This window comes from Eggerthella timonensis (assembly GCF_900184265.1).
GTDB lineage: Bacteria > Actinomycetota > Coriobacteriia > Coriobacteriales > Eggerthellaceae > Eggerthella > Eggerthella timonensis.
In genome coordinates this window covers 2,302,751-2,322,316 of the sequence record NZ_FXXA01000002.1, presented here as the reverse complement: position 1 = coordinate 2,322,316, position 19,566 = coordinate 2,302,751, and the positions used below count along the sequence as shown (strand labels likewise).

At 68.6% G+C, this 19,566-nt stretch carries 14 protein-coding genes; 2 read left to right on the top strand and 12 right to left on the bottom strand.

Features of this window, described 5'->3' with window-relative positions:
- The first annotated feature begins 70 nt into the window (after positions 1–70).
- Positions 71–736: a cysteine peptidase family C39 domain-containing protein gene (locus C1A15_RS09645; RefSeq protein ID WP_101722364.1), complete on the top strand. Its 666-nt coding sequence runs from the start codon at positions 71–73 to the stop codon at positions 734–736.
- 12 nt (positions 737–748) lie between these two features.
- Here C1A15_RS09645 and C1A15_RS09640 read toward each other — a convergent pair whose 3' ends face one another.
- From C1A15_RS09640 to C1A15_RS09610, 7 genes are all read right to left on the bottom strand, one after another.
- On the bottom strand, positions 749–1,705 hold the full coding sequence (locus tag C1A15_RS09640; protein WP_101722363.1) for a DUF1848 domain-containing protein: 957 nt from the start codon (positions 1,703–1,705) through the stop codon (positions 749–751).
- Positions 1,702–2,580 carry a metallophosphoesterase family protein gene (locus tag C1A15_RS09635; RefSeq protein ID WP_101722362.1) on the bottom strand — a complete coding sequence of 293 codons (879 nt, stop codon included), beginning with the start codon at positions 2,578–2,580 and terminating at the stop codon, positions 1,702–1,704. Before C1A15_RS09635 ends, C1A15_RS09640 begins: the two co-directional genes overlap by 4 nt.
- Before the next feature lie 98 nt (positions 2,581–2,678).
- On the bottom strand, positions 2,679–3,209 hold the full coding sequence (locus C1A15_RS09630; protein WP_101722361.1) for a GNAT family N-acetyltransferase: 531 nt from the start codon (positions 3,207–3,209) through the stop codon (positions 2,679–2,681).
- Between the two features lie 69 nt (positions 3,210–3,278).
- Positions 3,279–4,871, bottom strand: coding sequence for a GNAT family N-acetyltransferase (locus C1A15_RS09625; protein WP_101722360.1), 1,593 nt, complete (start codon positions 4,869–4,871; stop codon positions 3,279–3,281).
- 182 nt (positions 4,872–5,053) lie between these two features.
- On the bottom strand, positions 5,054–6,592 hold the full coding sequence (locus C1A15_RS09620) for a GNAT family N-acetyltransferase (RefSeq protein WP_180953061.1): 1,539 nt from the start codon (positions 6,590–6,592) through the stop codon (positions 5,054–5,056).
- A gap of 1,406 nt (positions 6,593–7,998) precedes the next feature.
- Complete coding sequence (uvrA, locus tag C1A15_RS09615) at positions 7,999–10,890, bottom strand: excinuclease ABC subunit UvrA (RefSeq protein WP_101722358.1); 2,892 nt, start codon at positions 10,888–10,890, stop codon at positions 7,999–8,001.
- 174 nt (positions 10,891–11,064) lie between these two features.
- Complete coding sequence (locus tag C1A15_RS09610; protein WP_180953060.1) at positions 11,065–13,224, bottom strand: PTS sugar transporter subunit IIC/EAL domain-containing protein; 2,160 nt, start codon at positions 13,222–13,224, stop codon at positions 11,065–11,067.
- Positions 13,225–13,441: 217 nt separating this feature from the next.
- On the opposite strand from C1A15_RS09610, the gene C1A15_RS09605 reads away from it, so the two are divergent.
- On the top strand, positions 13,442–13,792 hold the full coding sequence (locus C1A15_RS09605; RefSeq protein ID WP_101722356.1) for a nitrous oxide-stimulated promoter family protein: 351 nt from the start codon (positions 13,442–13,444) through the stop codon (positions 13,790–13,792).
- A gap of 193 nt (positions 13,793–13,985) precedes the next feature.
- Here the strand turns inward: C1A15_RS09605 and C1A15_RS09600 are convergent, their stop codons facing one another.
- The 5 genes from C1A15_RS09600 to C1A15_RS09580 form a co-directional block, all read right to left on the bottom strand.
- Complete coding sequence (locus C1A15_RS09600) at positions 13,986–16,178, bottom strand: FtsX-like permease family protein (RefSeq protein WP_101722355.1); 2,193 nt, start codon at positions 16,176–16,178, stop codon at positions 13,986–13,988.
- Positions 16,168–17,007: an ABC transporter ATP-binding protein gene (locus C1A15_RS09595; RefSeq protein WP_101722354.1), complete on the bottom strand. Its 840-nt coding sequence runs from the start codon at positions 17,005–17,007 to the stop codon at positions 16,168–16,170. The genes C1A15_RS09600 and C1A15_RS09595 overlap by 11 nt, the downstream gene beginning before the upstream one ends.
- A gap of 202 nt (positions 17,008–17,209) precedes the next feature.
- A complete protein-coding gene (locus tag C1A15_RS09590) occupies positions 17,210–18,238 on the bottom strand; it encodes a sensor histidine kinase (RefSeq protein ID WP_101722353.1) in 1,029 nt (342 codons plus the stop codon).
- A gap of 37 nt (positions 18,239–18,275) precedes the next feature.
- Positions 18,276–18,944 (bottom strand): response regulator transcription factor, encoded by a 669-nt coding sequence (locus C1A15_RS09585; protein WP_101722352.1) that lies wholly within the window; start codon positions 18,942–18,944, stop codon positions 18,276–18,278.
- A gap of 117 nt (positions 18,945–19,061) precedes the next feature.
- Positions 19,062–19,538, bottom strand: a complete 477-nt coding sequence (locus C1A15_RS09580; protein ID WP_101722351.1) for a hypothetical protein — start codon at positions 19,536–19,538, stop codon at positions 19,062–19,064.
- Between the last annotated feature and the right edge of the window lie 28 nt (positions 19,539–19,566).

Genomic DNA, 19,566 nt, shown 5'->3' with positions numbered 1-19,566 from the left:
GTTACCATACCGCATCGCGGCCGCACATCCACCCTAAACGAACCAGACGCGGACGCAGGAAGGATGCTCCATGGCATCGCGCTTTCCCTATCGCGCGCTCGCGTTCGGCGCGGCGATCTCGCTCGGCATCGCGTGCGCCCACCTGCTCGAGGGTCGCGGCGGCCTCGTCGCCCCGGCCCTCTCCGACCCGGCGACCGCCGCCGACGAGGCCGCCGCGACCCTCGAGCAGGTGCGCGCTCTCGCATCGCAGCGCGCGGCCGAGCAGGCCGCCGAGCTGCGCGACAAGCGCCTCGACTACGATCCCGCCCTCATCGCCGCCATCGGCGACCAGTCGGCAGGCGGCCACACCGTCTGCTGCCCCGCCTACGCGTGCGCCTACGGCGACGCGATCCTCACCGGTCAGGCGAACGACCACGGCTCTTACGGCTGCGGCTGCTGCACGTGGCCGGGCTGGGGCGGCGGCGACTCGTCGTTCCGCTCGCTCGGCTCCGACGAGGCGCTGCTGCGCGAAGCGTACGACGAGATCGCCGCCGGCCGTCCCACGGTGATCCACGTGGCGGGCCCCTACGGCGAGCACTGGATCTGCCTCATGGGCTACCAGGGCGTGGAGGATCCCGACGCCCTCACCCTCGACAACTTCATCGCGCTCGATCCGGCGAACGGCCGGGAGGTCGAGGCCTCCTACCGCTACGTGCCCTACGGCGACGCCTGCGAGCATGTGAGCGACCTGCGCTAGCGGTCCCGCCGCTCAGAACAGCCGCGGCGGCGCGTCGGGCAGCTTCGCCGCGGCGCACTCCACCACGGCGTCGTCGGGCCCCAGCTCGTCGCAGAGCATCGGCGATGCCGGGTCGTAGCGCCGCAAGCGCCAGGGATCGGCCGCCCCGCGAGCCGCGGCCGCCGTGCCGGGATTCGCGTAGCAGTACACGCAGCCGTTCGCGCACGTGTCGTACGTGCCGATGTCCACGCTCGGCGCGCAGCGGCAGGCTCCCCGCCGACCGGCGCCCGGCGCGCGACCCGCCCGCACGCCCGCGATGCGCTCCACGAGGCCCCCATCGATGCATCCGGCCCGCGCCAGCCCCGCGTCGTCGAGCGCGCCGTCGCCGCAGCCTCCCACGTCGATGCCGTGCGCGGCTCCCAGCTCGGCCAGCCGCAGCGCGAGCGAGGCCTTCTCCGCGTCCGGCACGCCCGAGAACCCGAGCGTCGCCATGCGCCCGGCGATCTTCGGGTACAGGTCGAGGAAGCTGATGCGGCAGGCGCGCGTACTGCCTTCGAGGCGCGCGGCGAACTCCTCGAACCAGTGCAGGTGGTGCGCGATGTCGTAGGGGCCGCCCACGAGGATGGGGCTGTAGCGCCACACGACGCGCTCCGGGCCGATCGCCTTCGCGAGCGTGCGGAACGTGTCGAGCAGCTGCGCCTTGCGCGGCAGGCCGGCCTCCACGTCGGCCCCGTAGGCGTTGAGCGTGAACTGCACGAAGTAGGGCGCCGGCGTCGCGCGCTCCAGCTCGTCTCTGCGCGCGAGCAGCACGGCGGGGTTCTTCGTCCAGAACGCGATGCAGTCCACCGCGTCGGGTGCCAGGCTCACGCGGCTCACCTGCGTGCGCGCCACCGGGTTGCGCACGAGCGCGTAGCCCTCTTCGAAGCGCCTGAGCAGCCAATCGAAATGAAACCGCGGGATGTCGGTCCTCCTCGACGCGCTGACGATCACAGCTCTTCGATGACTTTCGCCGACACGACGTTGCTGGGCGAGATGAGGATGGTGCCCACCTTGCCCACCTCGGGGGCGTCCACGTAGAACGTGCCGTCGATGGTCTCGCCCATCACGAACAGGTCCTCGTCCTGGGTTGACACGACGATGTCGATGCCCGAGGCGTCCTCGACGTACTCCTTGTCGGGCGTGATCGCCACGATGAAGTCGACCTTGTGCTTGGCGAAGTACGCCACCTGCTTCTCGATGGCCCGCACCGTGGTGGGCTCGGTCACGCTGAACACGCCGAAGCGGTGGTCGCCCTTCTTGAGGATGGTGCCCTCGCCGTACTGCTCGAGGTCGACGGTGTCGAGGGAGAACACGGTGGCCTTCTTGTCCTCGTAGCTCTTCTGGGCCTCGTCCACGGTCACGGTCGGCTTGGCCTTCGAGGACGCGCCGTTCGCTAGCGTTCCCGTGCCCGCGCTCACGGCGCCCTCGTCCGCGCCGGGCGCGTCGTCGGCCGCGGCATCGCCCTCGGGAAGCTCCCGCGCATCGGCATCGGCGTCGGATTGCGGCTCGGCACCCTTCGACGCGGGATCCTTCCGCGCATCGTCGTCGGAGGCCGCAGGATCGGCCGCGCCAGGCGCCTGCTTGCCCGCAGCCCCGCTCGCCCCCGCGCCGCCCGCTTCCCGCTCGCCTGCCGCCTTCGGCATGGCGGTGCCCTCGTACACGATGGCCGTGTAGCCGTCCATGCTGCCGAAGGTGTCGTCGATGTTGGACGCGGCCACGTTCCACGAGTGCCCGGCAATCAGGTACCATCCCAAGCCGAGGAGGCTCAGCACGATCAAGGCGGCGAACACCGCCAATGCTATTTTCTCGCGTGATTGAACCGACATAGTGACCCGTATTATACCCCGCGTCGCGAATACGTCGCCCACGCTGCGCGAGCGACAGAATTTCGACAGGAAGCGGAAAGGAAGCGGCGCGCGCTCGGCTAGACGAGCCGCTCGTAGGCGACGCGCTCGGGTGTCCCCTCCTCGGCGTGGGCGATGTAGATGATGCCGCACTGCGCGTAGCCCGCCTTCGCCAGCAGCCTGCGCATGGGAGCGTTGCCGGGATGCGTGTCGATGCGCACGCTCGCGCTGCCGTTCGCGCGCGCCAGGTCCTCGGCGCGGGCCAGCAGGAAGGTGGCCGCGCCCCGGTTCTTGACGTCCGACGCCACGGCGACGCGGTGCACCACGCCGTAGCACGGGCTCTCGGACGTGCACGAGGTGAGCCAGGCCCCCTCGTCGATGCGGTCGTAGTCGCGCTCGCCCGCGAAGCCGATCATGGCCGTGGCGATGACGACCCCGTCGTCCTCCACCACGTAGGAGTCGCCGCGCGCCGCGTCGGCCTCGATGACGGCGCGGTGCGGGTAGCCGCCCTGCCACTGGTCGATGCCGAGCGCGGCCAGCGAGGCGCGCCCGTCGGCGAGGATGGTCATGATGCGATCGATGTCGCATGCGCAGGTTCTGCGAAATTGCACAGGAGGTTCTCTTTCTTCTCTAACCGTTCGATTATCGGGAGGGGCGCGCGGCGCGCGGGAGCGAGGCGGCTACCAGACGCGTTCGAACACGGCGCGGCGCTTGACGCGGCCGAGGCGGGAGTGGATCTCGACGTTGCCGCAGAACTCGTAGCCGTACGACAGGAGCAGCTCGCGCATGGGGACGTTGTCCTCGTAGATGTCGCAGCAGATGCTGATCTTCCCCGCGTCCTTGGCGATGCGCTCGGCCGTTCCCAGGATGTAGCCGCCCACGCCGCGTCTTCGCGCGTCGGCCGCCACCGTCACCCAATGCAGCGCCGCGTACGCGGGATCGTCGGGCGAGGACGGTTCCGTGGCCCACTTCGCGCCCGTCATGTGCGCGTAGGCGGGGTCGCCCTGCGGGTTGAGCGCGAACATGCCGATGACGCGCCCTTCGTCGGCCGGGGCGCCCGCGCCCTCGGCATCGCTCGACGAGGACACCACGACGTAGGTCTTGCCCTCGTCGATCGAACGCATGAGGCGCCGCGCGGAGGGGTACTTCTTGAGGCCCTCCTTGATGCCGAGCGCCGCCATCGCCCGATGGCCGTCCTCGAGCAGCGCCTTCGCGCGCTCGAAGTCGTCGCGCGTGGCGCGGCGCGCCTTGTAGTAGCCCAGCTCGGTGGCGCGTCCTTGGAACGGGGGCAGGTCGTAGGCGGCGCCCTCGTAGGCCGCGGCGCCGCCCGAGCCCTCCTCGCGCTCGGTGACGAGGAACACCATGGCGATGATCATGGCGCAGCCGACGATGTCGACGACGCCAACCGACGTGCCCAGCCATACGGCCGAGATCACCGTGGCGGACACGGGCTCGACGCAGCCGACGAGGCCCGCGCGCACGGGGCCGGCGTCGGTGATGCCCTGCAGGTAGAACAGGTAGGCGGCGAACGTGCCCACGATCACCATGGCGAACATGACCCCGGCGAGCGCGGGCGACACGTCGACGGGTATGGACCAGGGCTGCACCGCGACGGTGGCCACGCAGCCGCCGATGAGCATGGCGAGGCCCGTCACGATGAAGCTGCCCCACTTCTCCAGCACCTTGCCGGGAAGCAGCGTGTAGAACGCCAGCGCGAACGCCGAGACGATGCCCCAGAACAGGCCCTCGGCCGGGATCGCGAGCGAACCGAGGTTGCCCTTCGTGGCGATGAGCACGGTGCCGCCGATGGCGAGCACGAGCCCGATGGCCTCGCGGACGCGCGGCAGGCGCTTCGTGCGCAGGCACACGTAGGCCATGATGACGATGAGGCCCGTGCGCTCGAGGACGGTGCCGGTGCCCGCGTTCGTGTACGAGATGGCCGACAGGTAGCTCACCTGGGTCAACAGCACGCCCAAGAGCGAGAAGGCGGCGATGCGCCCGAGCGACCGCGCGTCGCGCAGGGCGGCCAGCAGGTTCCTCGGCTCGCGCACGGCGCACACCACGAGGAAGATGACGGCCGCCAGCAGCAGGCGCACGCAGGTGATCCAGGCGACGGGAACGCCGAAGCCGCTCGTCATGAGCTGGGCGCACGTGCCCGAGAAGCCCCAGCATATGCCGCCGAGCGCCGCGAAGACGATGCCCCGAACCACGTGGTTCCCCCGAGCGGCGGCGGCGCCGTCCTGCTTGGGGGCAGATGCGACCGTCTGACCCATGCTTCCTCCTCCCATCGACCCTGCGCGGCGAGGCGCCCGAACCCCGCTCGCGAGCCGTTCGCCACGTTGCATCAGCGCATTGTCGCACGTCTGGGCAGCGCGGTAAAGACGTTTTGCGAGAGTTTTGCCCATGATTTGGGCAGACGATCAAAACACCACGTCAAAAGGCGAATACAGCGCGCTCAGCGCAACAGCCGCTCGTAGCACACGCGACGCTTCTCGCGACCGAACACGTCCTTGATCACGAGGGTGCCGCAGCGCTCGTAGCCGTGCTTCTCGAGGAGGTTCTGCATGGGCTCGTTCAGCTCGTAGACGTCGGCGCGGATGCTCGACCGACCGCCGGCGCGGGCGATCTGGTCGGCCTTGTCGAGGATGAACATGCCCACGCCGCGGCGGCGCGCCGGGTAATCGACCGCCACCCAGTGCAGCTCCGCGTACGGCTGCGGACGGGCGGACGTATCGGTGAGCCATGCGCCCTCGATAGGTCGCTCGTAGTTCTTGTCCGGCGAGAACGATACAGCGAACAGGGCGATCATGCGGCCGTGGGCGTCCTCGATGACGTGCGTCGTGGAGTTCTTGATGCTGTGCATGAGACGGCGCGCCGAGGGGTACTTCTTGCTGCGGCCCTCGTCGATGCCGAGCTCCGCGAACGTCCGGTGCCCCACGTCCAACAGCGCAGCAGCGCGCTCGAAGTCCTCGCGCACGGCCGGGCGGCTCGTGTAGTAGCCCAGCACCGACGCACGGCCCGCGAACAGCGGCGGGTCGTCGTCGTAGGCTCCCGAAAGCGCGCCCTCGCCCGCCGCGGCCGGCCCCGTCTTCGGCTCGCGCTCGGTGACGAGGAAGATCATGACCACGATGAGCGCGCATCCCGCAAGGTCCCAGGCGCTCACCGGCGTGCGCAGCCACACGAGCGCGAGGATCATGGCCGACACGGGCTCGACGCAGCACAGAAGGCTCGCCTTCACGGGGCCCGCGTCGTTCACGCCCTGCAGGTACAGCATGTAGGCGCCCAGCGTGCCCACGATGACGATGGCCACGAGCGCGGCGATGCCGCCAAGCGGCAGGTTCACCGGCATGGTCCAGGGCTGCACCACCACCGAGGCGGCCGAGCCACCGAACAGCATGGCGAGGCCCGTCACCAGCATGGAGCCCCACTTCTTCAGCACGCGAACCGGCATGAGGGTGTAGAAGGTCAGCGCCACGGCCGAGACGAGGCCCCAGGCCAGGCCCTCGGCGGGAATGGCCAGCTGGTCGATCTCGCCCTGCGTGGCGATGATCAGCATGCCGCCCAGCGCGAACACGAGGCCGGCCGCCTCGCGCAGGCGCGGCAGGCGCTTCGCGCGCAGGCACACGTACAGCATGATGAGCACGAGGCCCACCTGCTCGATGGTGGTGCCCACGCCCGCGCTCGTGAAGGAGATGGCGTTCAAGTAGCTGAGCTGGGTGAGCAGCACGCCGAAGATGGCGAACGCCGCGATCTGCGCGAGCGAGCGCCAGTCGCGGAACACCGCCACGAGGTCGCGCCAGTTGCGCACCGCGGTGAGGAACAGGAAGAACACGGCGGCGATGACCATGCGCACGCAGGTGATCCACGTGGCGGGAGCGCCGTACTCGTTCATGAGCAGCTGGGCGCACGTGCCCGAGAAGCCCCAGCAGATGCCGCCCGCGAGAGCGCACACGACACCGCGCGCAACATGGCGGCTCCCCGCCGCCGCTGCCATTTCCGCCACCTTGATCGAACCCTCTTCCCGCACGCCGCCGTCACCCGCACCAACAAAGCCGAGGCATTGTCGCACGTCCCGACTGCGCGGTAAAGGGGTTTTGCGTAAGATTCGGGCAAAGACCAGCGGGCGGCCCGGCGAACGCGCGGCGCTGCGGGCCCGCCGGGCGCGCCTCCCCTGCGCAGTTCTCGCCCGCCTGTTGCAGATCCGGGCCCACGCCTTCCCGATTGCGAGCGTTTTCCCAGGTCGCCTTTCGCCGCGTCGCCCCGCGCCGCGCCCCGTCGCGGGCGCTCCCCGACGGCGGGGCTTTCACGCCCCGATGCACAAAAAGACGCGCTGTGAAGGGATTTCAGCCCCTCCGGGCCGCTTTCGGGCCGCTCCCGCCTGCCACTCGCCACGACGCGAAGGCGTTTTCCTGGGTCGGGTGAACCGGGCCGGCCGCAGAACCCGCGTGCGGCCTTCACAGCGCTGCTTTTTGTGACTCGGCGGGCGTTTGAGGCACAGCGGCGCCTCCGAGGCGGCGGCGATCGCGCCGCTCGGAAAGCCTCCTGCAGGGGCCGCGCCGAGCTTCCAGCTGCGGTCATGCATCAGAGGGAATCGGAACAGACGCTCCGATTCCCCGCATGGCACATAATCCCAGGTACGGCCTCATCCCCGGCGGGCGCGTCGTCCCGCAGGGACCCCCGTGCATCGTCGCGCCGCCGAAATGGCGAGAAATCGCCGGATTCGGAAGCTTGCGGCCCGCCCTGGGCGGGCGGAGCATCTCCGGCGGGACAGAGGTTCTCCGCGAACAGGCATGATGCGGGACGGAGCATCCCGGCGCGCTCTCGACGCGCCCGAAACATCCGAATCCGGTAAAAACTTGCCATCCGCAGCCCCGTCGGATGCATACGGGGCGGTCCGCCCGGGGCAGGCGCAACCTGTCGGACGCTATGCGATCATGCCTCAAGCGCACAGTCGGGGCGAATGCGCCGAACAGGCGCTTTCCACATGGGCCCGGAAACGGCTGAGCGGGGCGGCCCCTGGCACGGCGCCGGTTCCGAGAAGGAGGGGGCGAGGGCGCGGCCCGTGGCGGTTTCCGACGGAAAAACGCCCTCGTACGGTGCCGTCCGAGGGCGTTTCCCGCGAGCCCTTCCCGCGGTGCCTCCGCGACCTGGGAGAATGGGGGCGGGCGGATGCCGGACAGGACGAGGCGGGAACCTGGGCACGCCCGGGAAAAGCGCTCGAGCGGGCGTTGCGCGTCAAAGGGGGAATCGGAACAAATGTTTCACGTGAAACATCCGAAAGTAGGACGCGCCTGCGGGCCAGCGGTTCCCGGCCCGCCGCGTCCCATGGCACGGCGGAGCGCCCGGGTCCGGGCGCTCCGGCCGCGATGTTTCCGGCCCCCGTACGAGGCACCGCAACCTCTACAGCCGGCCGTCCTCCAGCATCTTCTTCACGAAGGCGCCGGTGTAGCTGCCTTCCACCTGGGCGACTTCCTCGGGCGTACCCTGGGCCACGATGGTGCCGCCGCGCTCGCCGCCCTCGGGTCCGAGGTCGATGATGCGGTCGGCGCACTTGATGACGTCGAGGTTGTGCTCGATGACGAGCACGGTGTTGCCGGCGTCCACGAGCCGGTCGAGCACCTCGAGCAGCTGGCGCACGTCCTCGAAATGCAGGCCCGTGGTGGGCTCGTCGAGGATGTAGAACGTCTTGCCGGTCTGGCGGCGCTGCAGCTCGCTCGACAGCTTCACGCGCTGCGCCTCGCCGCCCGACAGCGTCGTGGCCGGTTGGCCGAGGCGGATGTAGCCGAGGCCCACGTCGTGCAGCGTCTGCAGCTTGCGCTTGATGCCGGGGATGTTCTCGAAGAACGCGAGCGCGTCCTCGACGGTCATGTCGAGCACCTCGGCGATGTTCTTGCCGCGGTACGTCACCTGCAGCGTCTCGCGGTTGTAGCGCGCGCCGCCGCACACCTCGCACGGCACGTAGATGTCGGGCAGGAAGTGCATCTCGATCTTGATCTGGCCGTCGCCCTTGCATGCCTCGCAGCGGCCGCCGTTCACGTTGAACGAGAAGCGGCCCGGCGAGTAGCCGCGCGCCTTCGACTCCTGCGTGGAGGCGAACAGGGCGCGGATGTCGTCCCACAGCCCGATATAGGTGGCCGGGTTCGAGCGCGGCGTGCGGCCGATGGGGCTCTGGTCGATGTTGATGACCTTGTCGATCTTGTCGAGCCCGGTGATCTTCTTGTACGCGCCCGTGCGACGGTGCGCGTGGTTCACGCGGTTCGCGAGCGCCGGCGCCAGCGTGTCGGTGACCAGCGAGCTCTTGCCCGAGCCCGACACGCCCGTAACCACGGTGAGCGTGCCGAAGGGCACCTCGAGCGTGACGTTGTGCAGGTTGTTCTCGGTGGCGCCCGTCAGCTTGAGCGACCCGCGGCGCGGCTTGCGGCGCTTCTCCGGCACCTCGATGCGGCGGCGTCCCGACAGGTAGTCGGCCGTGAGCGAGCCTTGCGCGTTCACGATCTCGTCGGGCGTGCCGATGGCCACGATCTCGCCGCCGTGCTCGCCCGCGCCCGGGCCCATGTCCACCACGAAGTCGGCGCTGCGGATGGTGTCCTCGTCGTGCTCGACCACGATGACGGTGTTGCCGAGGTCGCGCAGGCGCTCGAGCGTGGCGATGAGCCGCTCGTTGTCGCGCTGGTGCAGGCCGATGGAGGGCTCGTCGAGGATGTAGAGCACGCCCATGAGGCCCGCGCCGATCTGCGTGGCCAGGCGGATGCGCTGCGCCTCGCCGCCCGACAGCGTGGCCGTAGCGCGCTCGAGCGTGAGGTAGTCGAGCCCCACGTCCACGAGGAACTTGAGGCGCGCCTTGATCTCCTTCACGATGGGCCCGGCGATGTGCTCCTCGGAACCATGGAAGACGAGGCCCTCGAAGAACGACAGGGAGTCGGCCGCGCTCATCTCGGTGACGTCGTGGATGGAGCGCTCGTTCACCGTGACGGCGAGGATCTCGGGCTTCAGGCGCTTGCCGCCGCAGGTTGCGCACGGAACGACGGCGAAGTAGCTGGCCAGCTTCTCGCGCTGCGAGTCGCTCTGGGCCTCCTGGTAGCGGCGCTGCACCGCGGCCAGCGCGCCCTCCCACTCGATGTACCAGTACGTCTCGCGCCCGTCCACCGTGACGTAGTCGACGCGCACCTTGTCCTTGCCCAGGCCCTCCAGCAGGCCCCGCTGCGCCTTCGCCGGCATGTCCTCCCACGGGGTGTCGGCGTCGGTGCCGAGGTGCGCGGCCACGGCACGCAGCACCTGCGGGTAGTAGTTGCCGGTCTTGAACGGCGCGATGGCGCCCTCGTTGAGCGACAGCGACGGGTCGGGCACCACGAGCGAGGCGTCCACCTCCTCGCGGCTGCCGATGCCGAGGCAGTCGGGGCAGGCGCCGTAGGGGGCGTTGAACGAGAAATCGCGCGGCTGCAGCTCGTCCATGGAATGGCCGTGCTCGGGGCACGCCAGCGCGAGCGAGAAGATGTGCTCGCCCTCGCCCAGGCCGCCCTTCGCTCCGCTCGACTGGCCGCCGGCCTCGCCGAGCGGCTGGCCGTCGTCGCCCAGCACCTGCACGAGCACGCGCCCGTCGGCCAGCTTCGTGGCCAGCTCCACCGCCTCGGCGATGCGGCTCGTCGCGCTCCCCTTCAGCTGCACGCGGTCCACCACCACGTCGATGAAGTGCTTGATCTTCTTGTTGAGCGTGCGCGGCTCCCCGTCGAGCTTCACGATCTCGCCGTCGATGCGCACGCGGCTGAAGCCCTCCTTCTGGAGGTCGGCGAACAGCTTCGTGAACTCGCCCTTGCGGCCCGCCACCACGGGCGCCATGATGATGGCCTTCGCGTCGGGCGCGAGCGCGAGGATCTCGTCGGTCACCTGGTCGGTGGTCTGCTTCTTGATGACGCGGCCGCACTCGGGGCAGTGAGGCACGCCCACGCGCGCGAACAGCAGGCGCAGGTAGTCGTAGATCTCGGTGGTGGTGCCCACCGTGGAGCGCGGGTTCTTGCTCGTGGTCTTCTGATCGATGGACACCGCCGGCGACAGCCCGTCGATGCTGTCGAGGTCGGGCTTCGACATCTGCCCGAGGAACATGCGCGCGTAGCTCGACAGGCTCTCCACGTAGCGGCGCTGGCCCTCGGCGTACATCGTGTCGAACGCAAGCGAGGACTTGCCGCTGCCCGACAGGCCCGTGATGACCACGAGCTCGTCGCGCGGGATGGTGAGGTCGATGTCCTTGAGGTTGTGCTCGCGGGCACCCTTGATGACGATGGCGTTCTGTCCCATGTGGCGTATCGCTCTTTCTATCGTTTGCAGCCCGGCGCGATGCCGGAGGTGAATATGGCTACCGGAGAACTATCATTTCCGTGCAATCGCTCATTTTAGCGCAGTCCGACGATGGAATCGGCAAAAACATCCGTTCGTCTGATTCGTTCAAATTCTGAGCACAAACTGTTCGATTCAGCGCGCGGAACGGGTCCGCCCGCGGTCGGCGAGCTCCCCCGCCGTCGCGAGGCGGACGCGTTCGACCAGCTCGTCGAACGGCAGCGCGGGCGCGTACAGGTAACCCTGGAAGTACGAGCATCCCAGCCGCTCCAGCAGATCGCGCTGCTCGGCGGTTTCCACGTACTCCGCCAGCACGGTGAAGCCCAGCTGGCTCGACAGATGCGTGATGGACGAGACGATGTCGGCGTAGCGCTCGTTCTCCAGCACGCCCTTCGCGATGGTGCCGTCCAGCTTCACCACGCTGAACACGCTCGTCTCGAGGTACTGGAACGACGTGCGCCCCATGGAGAAGTCGTCGATGGCCAAGGGGACGCCGGCGTCCACGAGGCGCTCGAGCAGCGCCGAGGCGCCGTCGTCCCAGCGCAGGGCCTCGCGCTCGGTGGCCTCCACCACCACGCGCCCCCGGTCGAGGCCGCGCTCGCGCACGCCGTCGATGATGTAGCGCACGCCGCCGTCGCTTTGCAGCAGCCGCGCGGTGGCGTTGACGCTGACGCTGAACCCCTCGTGCACGACGCCGGCATGGGCGAGCCGCTCGACGAGCACCGCGTCGTCGAGGGCGCGGGCGAACACGGCGCGCTCGAGATCGTCGAGCGCGCCCATCTCCTGCGCCAGCTCGATGACGAGCGGCGGGTACACCATGCCGTACACGGGATGCTCGAAGCGCAGGAGCGCCTCGGCGCCCACGGCGCGGCCGGCCGTGTCGAACTGCGGCTGGTAGCGCAGGGCGAACGCGCGCTGCTCGACGGCCGCGCGCACGTCCTCGGCAAGCGACGTCGCCAACGCTCCCACGGCGCCCGGCAGCGCCGTCAGCTCGATGCCCACCCCCGCGCGCTCCGCTTCCATGAGCGCGTCGAGCAGCGCGCGGTACTCCTCGCGCTCGCGCTCGTCGGCCAGGTGCTCGTAGCGGCGCAGGAACGGCAGGTAGATCGCCGCGCCCAGCACGATGCACGCCAACTGCAGCACGCCTCCCGCCATCGAGCCCGTGGCCAGGTAGCCGCCCACCACGGGCGGCGTGGTCCACGACACGTCCACCACCGTGGGCGGCACGATCCCCGTCGCCATGGCGGCGTAGGCGATGACCATGTTCACGAGGGGCACGAGGATGAACGGCACGAACAGCATGGGGTTCCATACCACGGGGAGGCCGAACAGCATGATCTCGCTCACGTTGAACGCCATGGGCAGCGCCGCGAACGCCGACAGCCGCCGCACGTTGCGCCGTCGGCCGAACAGAAGGATGGCCACGAGCAGCGACAGCAGGGCCCCCGCCCCGCCGATGGAGGCGAACACGTCGAGGAAGGTCTTCGTGACGATCTGCACCGGCTCGCCGCCGGCCGCGAGCGCCGCCGCGTTGGCCGCGGTGCCGGGCACGAAGACGCTCTGGGCCACGCCGTCCAGCATGTTGCCGCCGTGGATGCCGAAGAACCACATGACGTTGTTCATGAGCAGGTACAGAAGCCCGCTGCCGAGCGTGGCCGAAGCGAGCGGGAACAGCGCGCTCACGCTCGCGAAGAACAGCTCCTCCACGCTGTCCACGCCGAACAGCATCGACACCGCGACGTTCGCCACGGCGAACAGCGCCACGACGGCGCCGATGGGCACGAGCGCGGTGACGGCCTGGTTGAACACGCCGTCGATGCTGTCTCCGTAGCGGCGACGGCGGCGCATGCGCACGAGCCGGCAGTAGATCAGCGACGAGACGAGGCCGCACACGATGGCGATGAACAGCGAGCGGGTGCTGAGCACCGCCTTGTCGAACCCGTCGGAGCCGAAGCCCACGAACATGAGGTACGCCGCGAGCGCGGCGAACGGCGCGCCCTGCGTGAAGAAGTCGCCGTGGCGGCCGGCGTAGGCGTGCGCGTAGCGCAGCGCGATGGCCACCGACACGTACAGCGAGAAGATGCCGAGCGTGGCCGCGTACGACACGTCGAAGAGGTTCTGGAACCAGGGAGTTGCGGCCAGGAAGTCCTGATAGCCGGGAAGCGGCAGGTTGAGGAAGATGAGGCTGAACGATCCGATGAGCACGACGGGGATCGTGAGGATGAGGCCTTGGCGGATCGCCTTGAACGCCATGACGTCCTCGACGCGCGCGAACCACGCGAGCACTGCGTTCACCTCGACCCCCTTCGATCCTGCGCGTCTGCAAACGCCGCTCTTCTGAACGTGCTCTCGCCATTCTACGGTGACGGACACGCGAGGACAAGCAACGATTTCGCAAAAAACGGGGCGCTCCGCGCGCGCTCGCCGCCTTCGCGGCCGATTCGAGGGGAAATCACGCGTGCGCGCAGGCGCGGGTTCTGGTATCCTCGCGCTGAGACCACGGAGGAAGCATATGATGCAGCAGGACAGCCCGAAGACCGCCCAGCGCCGCGTCCGCGAGAAGCGCACCATCTCGCAGATGGTGGCGCTGTACTGCGCCGACAACCACGAGGCGGCCGATCGCACCGAAACCGCCCACTGCGGAGAAGCGGTGTGCGACGAGTGCGCGCGCATCGACGCCTACGCCGTGCTGCGCACCGAACGCTGCCGCAAGATGGACGTGAAGACCTCGTGCGACGAGTGCGAGAACCACTGCTACAAGCCCGAGGAGCGCGAGCGCATCCGCGCCGTCATGCGCTACGCCGGCCCCCGCATGCTGCGGAAGCACCCCGTGGCAGCCGTCCGCCACCTGTTGGGAAGGTAGCGCGCCCGCCGAAGGGGCCGCTGCGCCGAAACGAGCCGACGGCGCCCGAAGCGGCCGGAATCGTCGCGGAAACCGCCCGCTACGCGCGCTGCGCCGAACGGGAGCGGCGCCGTCGAACTTCGGACAGCGCCGCCCCGCCTTCGCCATGAGCGGCTGCGGCCCCGTTCGGACCGCAGCCTCAATCTTCCCCTCCCTAGCCCAACAGCTTCTTGCCGAGCGAGGCGCGGATGATGCTCCGGCTGGCGAAGTACGTGACCAGGAGGTAGGCGCCGTACACGATGCCCACCAGCACGCCGGTCATCATCGCGGGCTCGAGCACCGACACGCCCAGCTGCGCGAGCACCGAGTCGCTGATGATGCCGACGGCGCACACGGTGTGGCTCACGGCCAGCGCGAGCGGCACGAGGAAGTACACGAGCACCTGCGTGCGCAGCGACCGGAATATCATGCGGCGGTCGCAGCCGATCTCGGCGAGCACCTGGTAGCGTCCCAGGGAATCGCTCGTCTCGGACAGCTGCTGGATGGCCAGGATGGCCGCCGTGGCGATGAGGAACACGAATCCGATGTACAGCGCCAAGTACGAGATCATGAGGTTCATGCCGCTCGACTGGACGAGCACCTCCTCGGCGGTGAACGACAGCGTCACGGGCCAGGGCTTCGGGCCGAACGCCCATCCGGACGCCGCCACCTCCGCGCTCGCGGGCGAAACCTCGGCGAGCATCTCGGCCAGCAGCTTGTCGCCCTCGACGCGATCCGTCTTGTACATGAGGTTGAGCAGGCTCTGCTCGGGTATCGCGCCCTGAGCGCGCAGCTCGGCGATCACCGCGTCGGGCACGATGAGCTCGGCCCCGCTCGCGGAGAACGCGGCATCCTCGAGCGGCTGGCTGCGCAGCTCGCCCGTAGCCGTCAAGGTGCGACCGGCCGCCTCGATCGTCTCGCCCTTGCGCGATACGGCCTCCGAGAGCGCCTTCATCGCGTCGAGCGTGTTGTTCACCGCGTAGCCGTCCTCGCCCACGTCCACCGTCGGCCGACCCGACAGCTCGGCCGCCGCGTTGAACTGCGAGACGCCGATGAGCGTGACGCCCTGGTTGTGCAGCGCCTCGTTCTGCTTCTCGTTGCCCGTGTCGTGCCCGTAGCGGTCCATGAGCTCGCCGTACGACACGTCGTCGTTCACGAACGCATCGATCTGCGCGGAACGATCGACCAGCCGGTCCCACACCGGCGAGGAGTCCGCCAGCTTGGCGGCGATGTCCCAGCCGTAGGCCTCCGCATCGGCGGTCACGGCGGCCGCCTTCTCGTCTGCGACCCGCTGGTACTCGCGATCCTCCTCGCTCATGCTCGCGAGCGCCTCCTCGTCGTGGACGCCGCCCGCGTTGAGGTACACGTTCGCCGTGAGCGTGGCGTCGTACACCGTGCCGTCCTCGATGTTGCCGCTGAAGGCGCGCGCCAGGCCCATGCCCGTGGAGAACACGGTGAGCGAGAAGAACAGCATGATGCACACCACCGACAGCGACACGAACGCCGTGTTCACCTTGCTGGCGATCTGGCGCATCGTGAACATGGCCAGGCCCTTGAAGTAGATGCCGCGCGTGCGCTCGATCACCGCGAGCGCGAAGCCCGCCAGCGACCAGAACAGCAAAAACGTGCCGATCACCATGAGCACGGTGGCTTTCCAGAACCCCTCGTCGAACTGCATGAGGCCGTTGTCCAGGAGCGTGAGGTACGACCACGCGACCACGCCCACGGCCGCAACGAACCCGACGAGGCTGATCCACGGGTTGCGCACGCGGAAGCGCGCGTTCTTCGAGCGGGCGGACAGCAGGTCGATGAGCTTGTAGCGCCGTATGGACAGCGTGTTGAACAGCCCCGTCACGGCGAAGATGAGCACGAAGCACATCAGCGTGAGCACGAAGCCGTCGACCGAGAAGATGAAGCGGTACTGGGTCATCTCGATGTTGAACAGCCCCGCCGTGACGAACGACAGTCCCTGCGACAGCGCGAAGCCCAGCGCGAGGCCCACGACGAGCGAAACGAAACCCACCGCCGCCGTCTCCATGAGCACGATGGCCGACACGCTGCGGGGGTTCATGCCCAACATGAGGTACGTGCCGAACTCCTGCTTGCGCCGCCTGATGAGGAAGCCGTTCGCGTACAGCACGAGGAAGCCCAGCACGCAGGCGATGACCACGCTGAACATTCCGATGAACTGCCCGGTCATCTCGAACACGCTGGCCGACGCCGCGTCCTCGAGGTCGAACAGGATGGACTGGCTCGTCACCGAGTTGAACGCGTAGAACACCGCGACGCCGAACACGAGCGTGACGAAGTACACGCTGTAGTCCTTCACCGAGCGCCCGATGTTGCGGAATGCGAGTTTAGCCAGCATCGCGCACGTCACCGCCCAAGAACGTCACCACTTCCATGATGCGGTTGAAAAAGTCGGCGCGGCTCGTGGCGCCGCGGCGTATCTCGTTGAACACCGCGCCGTCCTTGATGAACAGGATGCGGCTGGCGAACGAGGCCGCGAACGAGTCGTGCGTGACCATCATGATGGTGGCATGCAGATCGGCGTTCATCATGGACAGGGTCTCGAGCATCACCGTGGCGCTGCGCGAGTCGAGCGCGCCGGTGGGCTCGTCGGCCAGCACGAGCTTCGGGTCGGCTACCATGGCGCGCGAGGCGGCGATGCGCTGACGCTGCCCTCCCGACATCTGGTAGGGGTACTTGCCCAACACCTCCTCCACGCCCAACGTGCGCGCGATGGCCTGCACGCGCGGCTTGACGGAGGCGGCGGGCTCGCCCTTCACCGTCAGCGCGAGCGCGATGTTCTCGAAGCCGGTGAGCGTGTCCAGGAGGTTGGAATCCTGGAAGATGAAGCCCAGGTCGTCGCGGCGGAACTTCGCGAGCGCACGGGAGCGCAGGCCCGTGATGTCGCGGCCGTCGACGAGGATGTGGCCGCTCGTGACGGTGTCGATGGTGGCCACGCAGTTCAAGAGCGTCGTCTTGCCGGAGCCCGACGGCCCCATGATGCCCACGAACTCGCCGGGGGCCACGTCGAAGCTGATGTCGTTGATGGCATGGGTGACGGAATCGCGGTTGCCGTACACCTTCTCGATCTGGCGCACCGACAGGATGGGGCGGCTTCCCAGGGACGGGGCCGCGGCGCCCGAGCGCGGTGCGGGCGCGGTATTCGGAGTCGCGTAGACTTCGGTCATGGTCGTATCCTTCCTCGCTTTACGGTCTGCGACCATGCTACGGCCCAGTACGCGCGGGCGCCATCGAAGTCGGTGACGCGTACCTTACGAAAATGCAAGAGTGGAGGCGGGACGGGGGTGAGACAGAGGGACGGGGTAATTGTCTCATCGTCCGATGAGACAATTACCCCGTCCCTCTGTCTCACCCCCGTCCCGCCCCGTCTCATCCGCACAGGTCGAGTCTGCGGCGATCGTGCGGGAACGCCAACAGCACGCGCGTGCCCGCGCCCTCTTCCGACGCGAGCGCCACGGACAGCCCCATCTTCGCGCACAGCTCGGCCACGAGGTACAGCCCCATGCCCGTCGACGAGCCGACCCGCCGCCCGTTCTCGCCGGTGAAGGCCCGCTCGAACACGCGGGGCACGTCGCCGGCCGGCACGCCCCAGCCGTCGTCGGCCACCTCGAGCACCGTGCGCTCGCCGCTCGTTTTCGCGCCCTCCTCCTGCACGGAGAAGCGCAGCGTCGTCGCGCCGTACTTCGCCGCGTTCGCCACGAGCTGCCCGATGACGAAGGCGAGCCACTTCGCGTCGGCGAACACGCGAACGTCGTCCGGCACGTCCACCGTCGGCGACACGCCGCGCTCGATAAGGTAGCGCGCATGCTTGCGCACCGCCTCGCGCACGGCATCGGCGAGGCTCGTCTCGCGAATGGCGTAGTCCTGGGAGAGCGAGGTGGAGCGCGCGTAGTACAGCGCCTGCTCCACGTACCCCTCGATGCGGTCGAGCTCTCCTTTGAGCCGCGCCGCCTGCGGCCCGTGCAGGTCGGAAGCCATGAGGGCAGCGGCGGCGATGGGCGTCTTGATCTCGTGGATCCACAGCTCGATGTAGTCGCGGTAGGCCTCGGAGCGTTGCTTGTGCACGGCCACGTCGTCGGCAGCGGCCTTCCCCGATGCCTGCAGGGCCTCGAAGGCCAGCCGGCCTTCGAGGAAGTCGGGCGGCTCGATGAGCGACGTGGCGTAGTAGGTGCGATCGAGATCGCCCACCACCTGCTCGAGGTCGCGGTAGAACGCGCGGCGCCGTGCGAAGTCCACGGCCAGCGCCACCGCGGCGCAGGCGAGCACGATGCACGCTGCCAGCACCGACGCATCGGCGCCCGCCCCCAGAACGGCCACCATGAAGCCCAGCGCGAGCGCGCATGCGACGGCGATGGCGATGGAGATCGCACGGTCCTTGAGGAAGGCGGACAAGGTCATCGCGAGCGGCCCTCCCCCGGACGCTGCGGCGCGCGCATCACACCACGTACCCTTGGCCGCGCCGGGTGATGAGGAAATCGTCCGGCACGCCGATGCTGCCGAGGCTCTTGCGCAGCCGGTTGATGTTGACGGTCAGCGTGTTGTCGTCGATGAAGGCGTCGGACTGCCACAGCTCGCACATGAGCTCCTGGCGCGATATGATGGCGTCGTGGTTCGCCATGAGCATATGGAGGATCTTGAGCTCGTTGCGCGTGAGGTCGACGGTACGGCCGTCGTGCTCCACGCGCCCGCGCGCCACGTCGAGCACCACGCCGCGATGGGCGATGCGCGTCGGCGGCTCCGCGCTCTGGGAGCGCCGCAGCACCGACTGGATGCGCGCGAGCAGCACGGCGGGGTTGTAGGGCTTGGTGACGTAGTCGTCCGCACCCAGGTTCATGCTCATGACCTCGTCGAACTCGCTGTCGGACGAGGTGAGCATGATGATGGGGACCTGGCTTGCGCGGCGCAGGTCGCGGCAGACGGAGTGCCCTCCCGTGCCGGGCAGCTTGAGGTCGAGGATCACGATGTCGGGCGATGCGGCCAAGATGTCGTCGGCGATCCGGTCGAACGAGATGCTGGTCAACGGTTCGTGGCCTTGCAGCTCCAACAGGCGCATAAGCTCGTCGCGCAGCGACGCGTCGTCCTCCACGACGAAGATGCGTGCCATGGGCCCTCCTCACGGCCGCCCGCCCCGGACGGCCCTTCGACTTCGCTTTCCCATCCATAGTACGGCAGCGCACCGTTGCCGACAGCGAGGCGTAACCGTTTCGTTGCCGCTCCGAAGCTAGCCTTTATGATGTTTGGAGTACGTGCTCGGCATCGCCGGACAGGCGGCCTTGCTGCTTTTGAAGTAGCGCAGCACGAAGCTGACGCCCGCCACCGCCAGCGCCAAGCCGAGGCCCGTGTAGAAGAACGCGATGAACCACTCGGGGGCGATGCCCGAAGCGCGCAGCGCGATGCCGCCGCCCATCATGATGGCCATCATGATGTAGCCCTTCTTGTCGAAGAACTTGAACACATGGGTCTTGTCTTCCTCGTAACCCGTGATGCGGCTCGCGTGCTTGCCTACCATCTTCGTGAACACGAAGATGTGGAACAGCACGAAAATGACGAGGGTCCCGATGATCAGAACCCACAACAGCCACCCGGTCTCGTCCAGGAAGGCCGTCAGACCGATGTTCACGATGTTCGCGCCGGCGATGAACCACACGATGCCGGCCACGAGCAGAAGCTTTTCGGTCGAAACCTTCAGCAGCTGCATGCCATGCTCCTTCGATGCGACTTGTACC